This is a genomic window from Pseudomonas fragi (assembly GCF_002269505.1).
GTDB lineage: Bacteria > Pseudomonadota > Gammaproteobacteria > Pseudomonadales > Pseudomonadaceae > Aquipseudomonas > Aquipseudomonas fragi_D.
Genome location: NZ_NQKQ01000033.1, coordinates 25075 through 38626, shown reverse-complemented (window position 1 = coordinate 38626; position 13552 = coordinate 25075). Strand labels below are relative to the sequence as shown.

Sequence of the window (13552 nt, the reverse complement as noted above, 5' to 3'; positions counted from 1 at the left end):
TCATCGTCGCATGTAGCCTCGCGGAGCTCGTCAACGACTACAGGGGGCGATTACAGCTACAGGCCATGCAGCTCGCAGTATTCAGCCCAGTCCATGGCGGCCATTTGCGCCACTTCGCGATGCACTTCAAGGCGCCTGGCCTCAAACTCTTGCGGGCTGGCGCTGGTCAATTGCAGCGTCAGCTCCCAGGCGAAAAACCCCAGGCGCTCTGCCTCGGCCTCAAAGGCTTCGTTCAAGCGCTCCTGGCGAAATTCTTTCATCGACTGGCCGATAGCGCGGGCGGCCAGTGGATTCAATGTTTCTAGTTCTACGATCAGTTCAGGGTGCTCACTGAGAAAACGATCAAGCGCTTTTTGATGCAGTGGGCCTGGCTCAGTCACAACGGATGTCCTCGGAAATAGGCGGGGTGCCGATATGCAGGGTGCGCTTGCCTGTGATGATGAACAACACATCAATGCCGAGCAGAGTAATGGCCGCCAGATAGTCGGCACGGGGCTGGGTAATATCGCGTTCATAGCAGCTTTGGGCGTGGCGCCCGACACCACCCGCATCTGCCAGTTGTGCCTGTGTCAGTTCCAAGCGTAAACGCTCGTATTTGAGTCGTTCACCGTATGTGTTCATAAACATCGCCTATGTCAGGCATGAGGGGTGTCAAAAAGAGTAGGCCAAATGGAGAAATAGGGAAAGATGCACCGGGAAACGTGCCCCCTTATTTGTAAGTTCAAGCAGGAGGGCAAAAGACACTCCTGCTTGGCTGCTTCGCTTACAGCGTCGGTTTTTTCTCGGTTTCCGGCAGGAACCAGTTCAACAGCAGTGCACAAATACCGCCTGTAGCCACGCCTGACTCCAGCACGTTACGCAGGGCCGCAGGCATATGCGCCAGGAACTCGGGCACTTGCGACACGCCCAGGCCCAGCGCCAGAGACACGGCAATGATCAGCAGGGCACGGCGGTCCAGAGTGATGCTGGCCAGAATATTGATACCCGAAGCCGCAACGGCACCGAACATCACCATTGCCGCACCGCCCAGTACCGGTTCAGGCACTGCCTGAATCGCACCGGCAACGCTGGGGAACAGGCCCAGCAGGATCAGCATGCCGGCAATCCACACGCCGATATGGCGGCTGGCGATACCGGTGAGCTGGATCACGCCATTGTTCTGGGCAAATACCGAGCTGGGGAAAGTGTTGAAAATGCCCGCCAGGAACGAGTTGGCGCCGTTGACCAGCACACCGCCCTTGATGCGTTGCATCCACACCGGGCCTTCGACCGGCTGGCGCGACACTTTGCTGGTGGCTGTGACGTCACCAATGGCTTCCAGCGACGTGACCAGGTAGATCACCAGCATTGGAATAAACAGCGCCCAGGAAAACCCCAGGCCGAAATGCAGCGGCATTGGCACCTGGAACAGTTCGGCCTGGTGCATGCCGGTGAAGTCCAGACGGCCCAGGTAGCCGGCCAGGGCGTAGCCCACGGCCAGGGCGATAACAATGGCGCAACTGCGCATCCACACCAGCGGGATACGGTTGAGGATCACGATAATGGCCAGCACCACGCCCGACAGCATCAGGTTTTCGCCGTTGGCGAACGTACCGTTGCCCATCGCCGTGAAACCGCCACCCATGCTGATCAGGCCGACCTTGATCAGGGTCAGGCCGATCATCAGCACCACGATGCCGGTAACCAGCGGGGTAATCATGCGTTTTACAAATGGCAGGATACGGGAGATGCCCATTTCGACAAACGAGCCGGCAATCACCACGCCAAAGATCGCAGCCATCACGCCTTCAACCGGCGTGCCTTGCTTGACCATCAGTGCGCCGCCCGCAATCAGCGGGCCGACAAAGTTGAAGCTGGTGCCTTGCACGATCAGCAAGCCGGCACCAAAAGGGCCGAAGCGCTTGCACTGGACAAAGGTGGCGATGCCGGAAATGACCAGTGACATGGAGACAATCAGGTTGGTATCACGGCTGGAGACACCGAGTGCCTGACAGATCAGCAGGCCGGGGGTGACGATCGGCACGATAATGGCCAGCAGATGTTGCAGCGCTGCCAGAAAGGCGATCCACGGCTTGGGACGGTCTTCAAGACCCAAGACCAGCTCGCTGGTTTGGGGCTCGGCTTCGAGCGGGGTTTTGAGAGAGGTCATGGCGAGCGCCCTGGAAAAAAGAGCGCGATTCTACTGGTGTTAGGCCATTACGCCCAGTGTTGGTTGGTTATTCAAGCCGCAACGCACAACAGTGGGAGCGAGCCTGCTCGCGAATGTCTGTGCTCGACCTTCGCGAGCAGGCTCGCTCCCACTTCAGGCGTTACAGATGCAATGCATGCCCCAGCGCACGCAACGCCGCTTCCTGCACGGCTTCACCCAGGGTCGGGTGGGCGTGGATGGTGCCGGCGATGTCCTCCAGGCAGGCGCCCATTTCCAGTGACTGGGCAAAAGCCGTCGACAACTCCGAAACCCCCGCGCCCACAGCTTGCCAACCGACAATCAAGTGGTTGTCATGGCGCGCCACCACCCGCACAAAGCCGGTTTTGGCTTCCAGGGTCATGGCCCTGCCATTGGCCGAAAACGGGAAGCTGGCGCTGATGTAGTCCAGTCCTGCTTCTTGCGCCTCGACCGGGGTTTTGCCCACCACGACGATTTCCGGGTCGGTAAAGCACACCGCCGCAATGGCCGTGGGGCTGAATTCACGCTGTTTGCCGGCAATGATCTCGGCAACCATTTCGCCTTGGGCCATGGCCCGGTGGGCCAGCATCGGCTCGCCGGTCAGGTCGCCAATCGCCCACACATTGCGCATGCTGGTGTGGCAACGGCTGTCGACGCGTATCGCCGCACCGTTCATCGCCAACGCCAGAGACTCCAGGTTGAAACCGCCGGTGCGCGGGCGACGCCCTACAGCCACCAGTACCTGATCGGTTTCCAGGGTCTGGCTCTGGCCCATGCGGTCACGCATCGACAGGGTCTTGCTGCTGGCCTGGAAACCTTCGACGCTGTGTTCCAGGTACAAGGTAATTCCCAGCGCCTTGAGGGATTCGGCTACCGGTAGTGTCAGGTCCTTGTCGTAAGTCGGCAGGATCCGGTCGCGGGCTTCGACAACCGTGACTTCGGCGCCGAGCTTGCGGTAGGCGATACCCAGCTCCAGGCCGATGTAGCCTGCGCCAACCACGGTCAGGCGCTTGGGGATGGCCGTGGGTTGCAGGGCCTCGGTGGAAGAAATGATCGCGCCGCCGATGGGCAGGATCGGCAGGTCCACAGTGTGCGAGCCGGTGGCCAGCAGCAGGTGCTCGCATTCGATGCGTTGACCGCCGACTTCAACAGCCTTGCCATCCAGGATGTTGGCCCAGCCATGAATGACCTTGACGCCATTTTTTTTCAGCAAGGCGCCTACGCCGGTGGTCAGGCGATCAACGATGCCGTTTTTCCATTGCACGCTCTGGCCGATATCCAGGGTCGGTGCCTGGGTCTTGATCCCCAGCGGTGAGCCGTTATTGCTGTAGCGCCGGGTGGCATGAAACTGCTCGGCTACATGGATCAGGGCCTTCGACGGAATGCAGCCGACGTTCAGGCAGGTACCGCCCAGCGACTGGCCTTCGATCAGTACCGTGGGGATGCCCAGCTGGCCGGCGCGGATGGCCGCGACATAACCGCCAGGGCCGCCACCGATAATCAGCAGCGTGGTGTGTTGGGTTGGCTGCATGTTCACTCCACAAACAGGGTGGCAGGTTGTTCGAGCAAGCCACGCATGGCCTGGATAAATTGCGCCGCGTCCATGCCGTCGACCACGCGATGGTCGAAGGAGCTGGAGAGGTTCATCATTTTACGGATGACGATCTGGCCCTTGACCACCACCGGGCGCTCGACGATGCGGTTGACGCCGATGATCGCCACTTCGGGCAGGTTGACCACCGGCGTGCTGACTATGCCGCCCAATGCTCCCAGGCTGGTCAGGGTGATGGTTGAGCCGGTGAGTTCTTCACGGGTGGCCTTGCCGGTGCGCACGGCGTTGGCCAGGCGCGCGATTTCATTGGCCGCGCCCCACAGGTTGAGGGTCTCGGCATGGCGCACCACAGGCACCATCAAGCCCCCTTCGCTTTGCGCCGCAACGCCGATATGGGCGGCACCGAAGCGGGTGATGACTTGCGCTTCGTCGTCATAACGCACGTTGATCTGCGGGAAGTCGCGCAAGGCCACCACCATGGCCCGCAGCAGAAACGGCAGCAGGGTCAGCTTGCCACGGCTGTCGCCCCATTTTTGATTGAGCTGGGTGCGCAGTTCTTCGAGGGCGGTGACGTCCACTTCCTCGACGTAACTGAAGTGTGCGGCGCGGCGCTTGGCGTCCTGCATGCGTTGGGCGATCTTGCGGCGCAGGCCGATCACCGGGATCTTTTGCTCGTCGTTACGTTTGGCGTAACCGCTGGCCGGTGCGACGCTGGTTTCGGTGTCGCGGGCCAGGTATGCATCCAGGTCGTCATGCAGTACACGACCGGCCGGGCCGCTCCCGATCACAAAACGCAATTCGATGCCGCTGTCCCAGGCGCGCTTGCGCACGGCCGGGGAGGCCAGCGGGCGCTCGTTGGCTTCGCGGGCCACAGGCGCAGATCGGTGTGCCGGTGCCGCCTTGATTGGCGGAGCGGCCACCACGGCCACTTCGACGCGGGCCTGGGGGGCGGCTTTTACTGCGGCGACTGCAGGTTCGGCTGCAGCAGGTTGCGCTGCAGGGCCAGCTTGCGCACTTTCACGCAGGTTGCCGGCGCCTTCGACTTCGATGCGGATCAGCTCGCTGCCCACGGCCATTACTTCGCCAGGCTGGCCACCGAGGGCCAGGACCCTGCCGGCCACGGGGGAGGGGATGTCTACCGTGGCCTTGTCGGTCATCACATCGGCGACCACCTGGTCTTCGCTGACCATGTCACCGACTTTGACAAACCATTCCACCAGTTCAACTTGCGCAATGCCTTCGCCAATGTCCGGCATCTTGATAACGTGCGTACCCATTCAGACCTCCATAACCCGTTGTAGTGCAGCACCCACTCGCGCCGGGCCGGGGAAATAGGCCCACTCCTGGGCATGGGGATAGGGGGTATCCCAGCCGGTTACGCGCTCGATTGGTGCTTCCAGGTAGTGGAAGCAGTGCTCTTGAACCAGTGTGATCAGCTCGGCGCCAAACCCGCAGGTGCGGGTGGCCTCGTGCACGACAACGCAACGGCGGGTCTTTTTTACAGAGGTGACAATGGCGTCCAGATCCAGCGGCCAGAGGCTGCGCAGGTCGATGACTTCAGCGTCGATGCCGGTTTCTTCGGCGGCCACCTGGGCCACATAAACGGTGGTGCCGTAGGTCAGGATGGTGACTTCAGTGCCGGGTCGCACGATGGCGGCGCAGTCCAGCGGGACGGTGTAGTAACCGTCGGGCACGGCGCTGGCCGGATGCTTCATCCAGGGCGTAACCGGGCGGTCGTGGTGGCCGTCGAACGGGCCGTTGTACAGGCGTTTTGGCTCAAGGAAGATCACCGGGTCATCGTTTTCGATGGCGGCAATCAGCAGGCCCTTGGCGTCGTAGGGGTTGGACGGCATCACGGTACGCAGGCCGCAGACCTGGGTAAACATGGCCTCGGGGCTCTGGCTGTGGGTCTGGCCACCGTAAATCCCGCCGCCGCAGGGCATGCGGATGGTCATTGGCGCGATAAACTCGCCGGCAGAGCGGTAACGCAGGCGCGCCGCTTCAGAAACAATTTGGTCGGACGCCGGGTAGAAGTAGTCGGCAAACTGGATTTCGGCTACCGGGCGCAAGCCATAGGCGCCCATGCCCACGGCGGTGCCGACGATGCCGCTTTCCGAGATCGGCGCGTCGAACACCCGCGAGCTGCCGTACTTGGCCTGCAGACCTTCGGTGCATCGAAACACGCCGCCGAAGTAGCCCACGTCCTGGCCAAACACCACCACGTTATCGTCGCGCTCAAGCATCACATCCATGGCCGAGCGCAGGGCCTGGATCATCGTCATGGTGCTGGTACTCACGGCGTTCTCCATCTGAATTTTATTGTTGTCGTTCATCTGGTTATAACCCCAATTCCTGGCGTTGCCGGCGCAAATGCTCGGGCATTTCCTTGTACACGTCTTCAAACATGCTCGCGGCACTCGGGATTTGCCCACCGGCCAGGGTGCCAAAGCGCTCGGCTTCCTTTTGCGCGCCGATGATTTCTGCTTCCAGTTCGGCGCTGACCGCGGCGTGCTCTTCTTCCGACCAGTTGCCGGTGGCAATCAGGTGCTGCTTGAGGCGAATAATCGGATCGCCCAGCGGGAAGTGGCTCCAGTCATCGGCAGGGCGATACTTGGACGGATCGTCGGAGGTGGAATGCGGGCCTGCGCGATAAGTGACCCACTCGATCAGCGTCGGGCCCAGGTTGCGGCGTGCGCGCTCTGCGGCCCAGGCCGAGGCGGCGTACACGGCGATGAAGTCGTTGCCGTCAACCCGCAGCGAAGCAATGCCGCAGCCCACGCCACGCCCGGCGAAGGTGGTGGACTCGCCACCGGCAATGGCCTGGAAGGTCGAAATGGCCCATTGGTTATTGACCACGTTGAGGATGACCGGGGCGCGGTAAACGTGGGCAAAGGTGAGGGCGGTGTGGAAGTCAGATTCGGCGGTGGCGCCGTCGCCAATCCAGGCCGAGGCGATTTTGGTGTCGCCCTTGATGGCCGACGCCATGCCCCAGCCAACCGCCTGTACGAATTGGGTGGCGAGGTTGCCGGAAATACTGAAAAAGCCGTAGTCGCGCACCGAATACATGATCGGCAATTGCCGACCCTTGAGCGGGTCGCGTTCGTTGGAGAGCAATTGGCAGATCAGGTCCACCAGTGGCACGTCGCGGGCCATCAGAATGCTTTGCTGGCGGTAGGTGGGGAAGCACATGTCGTCGATGTTCAAGGCCAGGGCCTGAGCGCTGCCGATGGCTTCTTCGCCAAGGCTTTGCATATAGAACGACATTTTTTTCTGACGCTGGGCGACCACCATGCGGGTGTCAAAAATACGCGTCTTGAGCATGGCGCGCATGCCTTCGCGCAGCACCTCGCTCGATACGCCTTCGGCCCACGGGCCCAATGCCCGGCCTTGATCATCGAGCACACGGATCAGGCCTTTGGCCAGGTCTGCGGTGTCGGCCGGCTCTACGTCGATCGGCGGTTTGCGCACCCAACCTGCATCGGTCAGGCGCAGGTAACTGAAGTCGGTCTTGCAGCCTGGGCGGCCGGAGGGTTCGGGAACGTGCAGGCGCAGCGGTGCATATTCATTCATGGCTTTCTCTACGCTCGATCTTGTCGTGTTTATAGGCGCGGGAGCTAGGTGATACTGTCGAAGACCTGTCTGATGGAAGCCCGGATCTTGTCCTACAACAATCATATTCCTGACGCGGAAGAATATTTCTCTGTAGTTCATTGTGCTTTGCAGCATTTAAGGATAAGAATTCTGCATAAACATAAAAAACAGGTGCTTTTGTCTCATGCGCAAGCTAGATCGAACGGATATCGGGATTCTCAACAGCCTTCAGCAGAATGCGCGCATCACCAATGCGGACCTTGCGCGTTCGGTAAACCTGTCGCCGACGCCGTGTTTCAACCGGGTCAAGGCCATGGAAGAACGCGGCCTGATCCGCGAGCAGGTGACCTTGCTCGACGCCGATATGCTGGGGCTGCATGTCAACGTGTTTATCCATGTCAGCCTGGAAAAACAGGTCGAGGAAGCCCTGCAACATTTTGAAGCGGCGATTTCCGATCGCCATGAAGTCATGGAGTGCTACTTGATGGCCGGCGACCCGGATTACCTGATCCGTGTGCTGGTGCCCAGCATTCAGGCGCTGGAGCGCTTCATGATGGACTTTTTGACCAAGGTGCCCGGCGTGGCCAATATCCGCTCCAGCTTTGCCCTCAAGCAGGTGCGCTACAAAACCGCATTGCCTCTGCCGCCCGGCGGGCTGACGCTGGAAGAGTGATTCACACCCGCAGCCGCCAGCGCTCGTTGAAGCGCAGGTCAACGATCGACAACGGCTCTACGTCAATCAGGTTGAAAGAGGCGGTGCTCGCCGCCAGCGCATGCAACAGGGCGGCGCGGATCACGAACGGGTGGGTGACCACGGCAAAGTGGCCCTCTTCACGAAACTCGTCGAGCCAGGCGCTGACCCGCAGGCACAGGTCCTGTACCGATTCGCCACCATGGGGCGCGGCGTAGGGGTTGTTGATCCAGTTGGCAAGCGCCAGGGGCATACTTTGTTGCAGGTCTGACAGGCGCTGACCCTGCCAGTCACCGATATCGTAGTCGCCCAGCGCCGGGACAATCTCGATTTCGCCCCCCAGTGCCTGCGCGGTTTGCAGGGTGCGGGTTTCGGGGGCGCAGAGTATGCGTACCGGTTTTTTCAGCCGAGCACTTAGTTCGGCTGCCAGCAGCAAGCCTTTTGGTTCGGCCGGCTCATCCAGGGCAAATCGCCCCAGGCGCTGGGCTTCGGTGCGGGCATGACAAATAAAGCTGAGGCGGGTGGGCATGCTGGAATCCTTGCGGGGGAGACACGGTAATTGTGTTGCCTGCGCTCGCCCTTCAAATCAGTTTAGGCGAGTATTATGACCGCGTAATTCACTCTCAAGGTACTTTGCAATGGCTGCCGCTTTCTTGAAAAAAGTCCTCAATACTGCTGCGTTGCTGTCACTGATGAGCGCTGCCGGTGCGGCGTTTGCCCATGCCCATCTGGAGCAGGCGACGCCCGCCGCCGACAGTACGGTGCACAGCGTCAATGAACTGCGCCTGGTGTTCAGCGAAGGGGTGGAGCAGGCGTTTACCAAGGTTGTGATCAGCCATGACCAGGCGCCGGTGGCCGTCAGCAGCATCAAGACCGAACCTGCGAACAAGAAAGTCCTGATCGTAACGCCGGCGCAGCCGTTGCCGGCGGGCACCTATAACGTCAAATGGAATGCCGTGTCTGTCGACACCCACAAGAGTGCAGGCGACTACAGTTTTACGGTGAGCAACTGAGTTGATTGCCAGCGCAATGGTCGTTTGCCGGTTTGTGCATTTCAGCGTGGTGCTGTTGATGTTCGGGGCCTGTGCATTCAGGCCTTTGTTACGCGGGACAGGGCCGGGCAGTGTAATAGATGGCCAATTGCGCACGGCCTGTCGTGTCCTCGCATGGGTGGGGCTAGCCAGTGGCGTGGCCTGGTTATTGTTGACCACCCATTCGATGGCAGGCAGCTGGCCGCAGACCCTGGCCCCGACAACGTTGTGGCTGGTGTTGGGTAGCACCTTTTTCGGTCAGGTGTGGGCCTTTCATCTGCTGTTCTGTGTATTGCTGCTGATGGCCTTGCAGGGGCGCGGTGGTTTTAACCTTATCGGGTTGTTGAGCTTCCTGCTGCTGGCCACGCTGGCGCCGGTCGGGCATGGCGCGATGCTGGATGGCTGGCGCGGGCAGTTGCTGATGCTTAACCAATTGGTTCATCTGGTGTGTGTCAGCGCCTGGATCGGTGGTCTGGCGGGGCTGCTGTTGGTCCTTGTGCGCCCTGACGGGCACGCAGTCACAGCCATTTTGCAGCGTTTCAGCAATCTCGGCTTTGTGCTGGTAGCCGGAATCATTGTGACCGGGCTGATCAACACTCGGGTGCTGACCGGCGCTCTTTGGCCTACCCCCTTGTTTGAGGGGTTCGCCCTAATTTTGTTGGTCAAAGTGACGCTGGTGGGGGTGATGTTGCTGCTGGCGCTGTTTAATCTGCTGATGAGCCGCTCGGGTCACTTGGCCATATTGCGCACCAGCGTTGCCTGTGAATGGCTGTTTGGCCTGGCGGCAGTTGCTGCCGTGTCATTGCTCGGCACTTTGGCGCCGCTGGTGGTGTAGTCGCTGACGAGGCACGAGGCTGCGATGGGCTGCGTAGCGGCCCCGCACATGGCCCTGTCCCAGCCTTGTGCCTCGTCAGCGACTACATGCCTAGATCAGTAAAAACACGCCCAGCAAGCCACCGAAAACCAGCCACTTCTCCAGGTAATAACGGGTGCGGTTGCGCTTTTTCAGCTCCTTGCCGCGCAGGCGGATCTTGTACAACCGGGTAAATGCGCGGTTCAGCGCGCCGGTCTTGTCGGTGGCTCCGTTAGGGGAACTGGCCGAGGCCATCACCGTGCGGCTGAACCACTGATTGAAAGCGCTGGCCCAGCGATACTGCATCGGGCGCTCGACGTCGCAGAACAGGATGATGCGGTTCTTGTCGGTAGTGTTTTCGGCGTAATGGATGAAGGTTTCGTCAAACATCACCGCTTCGCCGTCACGCCATGCATAGTTCTGGCCATCAACGTTGATGTAGCAGCCGGGGTCATTCGGGGTGTCCAGGCCCAGGTGAAAACGCAGCGAGCCAGCATAGGGGTCGCGGTGACGCACCAGTTTTGAGCCAGGCGGCAATTCGGCAAACATGGCGGCCTTGACCGTACCGATGCTGTTGAGCAGTTCAATGGTGCGCGGGCATAACTCGACCGCCGAAGGGTGGTTGTCGCCATACCACTTCAGGTAAAAGCGCTTCCAGCCACTTTTGAAGAATGAGTTGAAGCCGACATCGTTGGGCTGCTCGGAACGCTTGATCTGACCGGCCTGCATAAGGTTGCGGGCTTCTTCGCGGATTTCCTGCCAGTGGTCCTGCAAGGGCTGCAGCTCGGGGAAGTCGGCAGGTTTGAGGTAGGGCTGGCTGGGGACTTTGGAAAACAGGTAGAGGAAGCAGTTGATCGGCGCCATGAAGGTAGAGTGATCGCTCAGTTGACGCCCGAGTTTATGGCGAACCTTGCCCCTCAGGTGGACATAGGCGATGGACAAAACGTAAACAGCAATAATGATGAGTTTCAAAAGTATCGTCACAAGTCAGGATAAACGCAGCCCTGCACACGCAAGTGGCCCGACATCCTTTAGGAAATATCGGGCGCGTGTGTCGCTTAATGGGAGCCAATGCGTAAGGTTAAAACAGCACTTTGCGCATTTTCCAGCTTTCATGATGTTTTTATACATATTCGCTTACAGTCTTTGGTCGGGTTGCAGCCGCAGTTCAAGTCGTTTTTACCTGCGCAGCGTGCTTTTTCAGCGCTTCCCGCGGCCTGTTTTACCCACTAAAGCATCCACCTCTTTACTGTTTGCGGCGGTCGCCGGGCCCCGGCGGGTGACAGCCAGTGCCGCTGCGGCGTTGGCTCTTGTCGCGGCTTGAACGGCGTCATGCCCGGCCGCCAGTGCGGCAATCAATACACCGGTATGTGCGTCGCCGGCACCGTTGCTGTCGAGCGCCTGCACCTTGAACCCTGGAATGTGTTGCTGGCCGTGACCATCACTGAGCCAGCAGCCTTGCGCACCATCGCGCACAACCGTGAGGCAGTGTGCAGGCAGGCGGGCCGTCAGCGCACGCAGGGCGTCAGCCAGCGTAGTGGTGTGGGTAAAGCTCTGCGCCTCACGCCGGTTGCTGGTCCACAGATACAGGCGCGGGAGCAGGGCATCGAGCAGTTGCGGGTCGATATCGGCTATTAGCGGGCCAGGGTCGAAGGTTACTTGAATGCTATGTGGCAGGCCCCTTATCCATTGCAAAAGCGGCTGCGCCTTGTCCGCATGCAACAGGCTGTAACCGCTGACATATACCCGGTCGTCAGGTTGTACGCTGACGTGAGCGAGGTCATGGGCTGACAACCCGCCTTCTGCGCCAATACAGGAAATAAAGGTGCGCTCGGCGCTGGCTTCGGTGAGTGCGACGCACAGCCCTGTGTCTTTGCCCGGGTCGATGGGCAAGGTCATCTGGATGCCTTCAGCGTGCATCGCCTGGCGCGCCAGATCACCGAACTGCCCCTGGCCATGACGGCCCAGGTAAACACTCTGTAACCCGTTGCGCTGGGCGGCGGCCATCACGTTGAAACCGCCACCGGCGTGAAAGCTGGCGCTGTGGGCCAGCGCATCGCCGCCTGAGGCGGGCAGGGTGTCCAGGCTCATGGCCAGGTCGACGATCACCTGGCCGCTGTGCAGCAGTCTAGGCATGGGCGCTGTCCGGTGCAGGCTGGCGACGGTCTCTGGCGCCGCCCAGCAGCGCATACAGGCCGCCAGCCACGATGAATGTGACGACCCAGCCCAGGCCGTTGTGGCCCAGCCAGGAATCGGCAAGCGGGCCGACAAACCAGTCGGCATCGTTGCTGCCCACACGGGTAAAGCACAACCCCAGCACCAGGGCCACGGCCCAGGCACCCAAGGCCCGCCATTCGATACCGCCGTTGTACCAGTAGGCGCTGCTGGCGCTGACGTCGAGCAAATCGTTCGCGCTGTAGCAGTGGCGGTGCAGCAGGTCGACGATAAAGATCGCTACCCAGGCAGTAATCGGGATGGCTGTAAGTGAGATAAACGTGATGAAAGGGCCGTAAAAGCTGTCGGCAAACAGCATGAAGTAAATCGAACCACAGAAAATAGCCACGATATCCACGACGACGGCCTGCACCCGTTTGATTTTCACGCCCAGGGTCAGGGTGGTAAGGCCGGCCGAATAGACGGACAGATGATTGGACAGCAACAGGCCGCCAAAGGCGCTGAGCAGGTAGGGAACCGCCATCCAGGAGGGCAGCATGTTACGTATTGCTGCAATGGGGTCGGTGGCGGATGCCAGTTCGTGGTTGCCGACCGTCAGCAACCCCCCCAGAGTGATCAGCAGGACCAGCGGAATTCCCGCGCCCCAGGCAGCACTGGCCACCAGTTGGGCGGCACTGACGCTGGATTTTTGGTAACGCGACATATCAGCCCCGGCGTTGGCCCAACCGATGCCGGTGCCCGCGGCCATGATGCCGATCCCGATAATCACGGCGCTGACCGGCGCCGGGCTGGCATTGAAGACGCCTTGCCAGTTGATGGTGGCGCACAGAAAGCCTCCGACCAGCAGGTTGAGCGCGCCAAACACGTAAGTGGCCCACTTCTGGATCAGCAACAGCGTTGCGTGGCCCAGGCCGGACACCGCAAGGGTCAGCAGGGTGAAAATGGCGATGGACACTAGGGTCAGTAGCGGTGTGCTTTTGGCTTCGGCAGGGGTATTGAACAGGATTGAAGACAAGGCCAGCAGCACAAATGCCGCGGTGGTGGTGTTGACGGTTTCCCAACCGACCCGCGAAATCAGTGAAACCAGTGTGGGACCTATATTGCCGCGTACGCCGAAGATTGCGCGCGACAGCGTCAGGCTAGGCGCTCGGCCCCGTCGACCGGCGATGGATATCACGCCGACCACGGCAAACGAACCGCCCGCTCCGATCAAGGCGACGATAACAACCTGCCAAATGGCCAGTTGATGGAAGGCCACCAGCGTGGCGCCCAGTGGCAAGCCGAGAATGCTGATGTTGGCGGCAAACCAGACCCAGAACAGTTGCAAGGGGTTGCCGTTGCACTCCTGTTCGGGAACGGGCTCGATGCCGCGTGTTTCCAGTTGCCCGGCACTGTGCCCGGCGTCAGTGGAAGTCATGGCATTTGGCTCCTGATGCTGTTGTTATCGTTGTCGCAGCATGTGTTTGGCGCTGGCCCCTTGCAAGGCCAGGCA

The 13552-nt window shown here is 60.6% G+C and carries 14 protein-coding genes; 3 read left to right on the top strand and 11 right to left on the bottom strand.

Features of this window, described 5'->3' with window-relative positions; translation table 11 throughout:
* Window positions 1-56: 56 nt before the first annotated feature.
* The 7 genes from CJU81_RS21595 to CJU81_RS21565 form a co-directional block, all read right to left on the bottom strand.
* Entirely contained in the window at window positions 57-380 is a 324-nt protein-coding gene (locus tag CJU81_RS21595) for a DUF6388 family protein (RefSeq protein WP_095038181.1), read from the bottom strand.
* Entirely contained in the window at window positions 373-621 is a 249-nt protein-coding gene (locus CJU81_RS21590; protein WP_095038180.1) for a helix-turn-helix domain-containing protein, read from the bottom strand. Before CJU81_RS21590 ends, CJU81_RS21595 begins: the two co-directional genes overlap by 8 nt.
* A gap of 142 nt (window positions 622-763) precedes the next feature.
* Entirely contained in the window at window positions 764-2149 is a 1386-nt protein-coding gene (locus tag CJU81_RS21585) for a nucleobase:cation symporter-2 family protein (RefSeq protein ID WP_095038179.1), read from the bottom strand.
* Window positions 2150-2309: 160 nt separating this feature from the next.
* Window positions 2310-3698, bottom strand: a complete 1389-nt coding sequence (gene lpdA, locus CJU81_RS21580) for a dihydrolipoyl dehydrogenase (protein ID WP_095038178.1) — start codon at window positions 3696-3698, stop codon at window positions 2310-2312.
* A 2-nt stretch (window positions 3699-3700) separates the two neighbouring features.
* Window positions 3701-4996: a dihydrolipoamide acetyltransferase family protein gene (locus CJU81_RS21575; RefSeq protein WP_095038177.1), complete on the bottom strand. Its 1296-nt coding sequence runs from the start codon at window positions 4994-4996 to the stop codon at window positions 3701-3703.
* Complete coding sequence (locus tag CJU81_RS21570) at window positions 4997-6052, bottom strand: alpha-ketoacid dehydrogenase subunit beta (RefSeq protein ID WP_095038176.1); 1056 nt, start codon at window positions 6050-6052, stop codon at window positions 4997-4999.
* Window positions 6053-6056: 4 nt separating this feature from the next.
* Window positions 6057-7289 (bottom strand): 3-methyl-2-oxobutanoate dehydrogenase (2-methylpropanoyl-transferring) subunit alpha, encoded by a 1233-nt coding sequence (locus CJU81_RS21565; RefSeq protein WP_095038175.1) that lies wholly within the window; start codon window positions 7287-7289, stop codon window positions 6057-6059.
* Window positions 7290-7494: 205 nt separating this feature from the next.
* Between CJU81_RS21565 and bkdR the strand changes: the two genes are divergently transcribed.
* A complete protein-coding gene (bkdR, locus tag CJU81_RS21560) occupies window positions 7495-7983 on the top strand; it encodes a Bkd operon transcriptional regulator BkdR (protein WP_016781430.1) in 489 nt (162 codons plus the stop codon).
* A 1-nt stretch (window position 7984) separates the two neighbouring features.
* On the opposite strand, the gene CJU81_RS21555 is transcribed toward bkdR, so the two are convergent.
* Window positions 7985-8530 (bottom strand): histidine phosphatase family protein, encoded by a 546-nt coding sequence (locus CJU81_RS21555; RefSeq protein WP_095038174.1) that lies wholly within the window; start codon window positions 8528-8530, stop codon window positions 7985-7987.
* 109 nt (window positions 8531-8639) lie between these two features.
* Here CJU81_RS21555 and copC point away from each other — a divergent pair, with 109 nt between their 5' ends.
* Both copC and copD read left to right on the top strand, forming a co-directional pair.
* Complete coding sequence (copC, locus tag CJU81_RS21550) at window positions 8640-9014, top strand: copper homeostasis periplasmic binding protein CopC (RefSeq protein ID WP_095038173.1); 375 nt, start codon at window positions 8640-8642, stop codon at window positions 9012-9014.
* Window positions 9015-9018: 4 nt separating this feature from the next.
* Window positions 9019-9867: a copper homeostasis membrane protein CopD gene (gene copD / locus CJU81_RS21545; protein WP_095038195.1), complete on the top strand. Its 849-nt coding sequence runs from the start codon at window positions 9019-9021 to the stop codon at window positions 9865-9867.
* 90 nt (window positions 9868-9957) lie between these two features.
* Here copD and lpxO read toward each other — a convergent pair whose 3' ends face one another.
* From lpxO to CJU81_RS21530, 3 genes are all read right to left on the bottom strand, one after another.
* Window positions 9958-10857: a lipid A hydroxylase LpxO gene (lpxO, locus tag CJU81_RS21540; RefSeq protein WP_095038172.1), complete on the bottom strand. Its 900-nt coding sequence runs from the start codon at window positions 10855-10857 to the stop codon at window positions 9958-9960.
* A gap of 228 nt (window positions 10858-11085) precedes the next feature.
* Window positions 11086-12021: a PfkB family carbohydrate kinase gene (locus CJU81_RS21535; protein ID WP_095038171.1), complete on the bottom strand. Its 936-nt coding sequence runs from the start codon at window positions 12019-12021 to the stop codon at window positions 11086-11088.
* Window positions 12014-13477: a purine-cytosine permease family protein gene (locus CJU81_RS21530; protein ID WP_095038170.1), complete on the bottom strand. Its 1464-nt coding sequence runs from the start codon at window positions 13475-13477 to the stop codon at window positions 12014-12016. Before CJU81_RS21530 ends, CJU81_RS21535 begins: the two co-directional genes overlap by 8 nt.
* Window positions 13478-13552 lie beyond the last annotated feature (75 nt).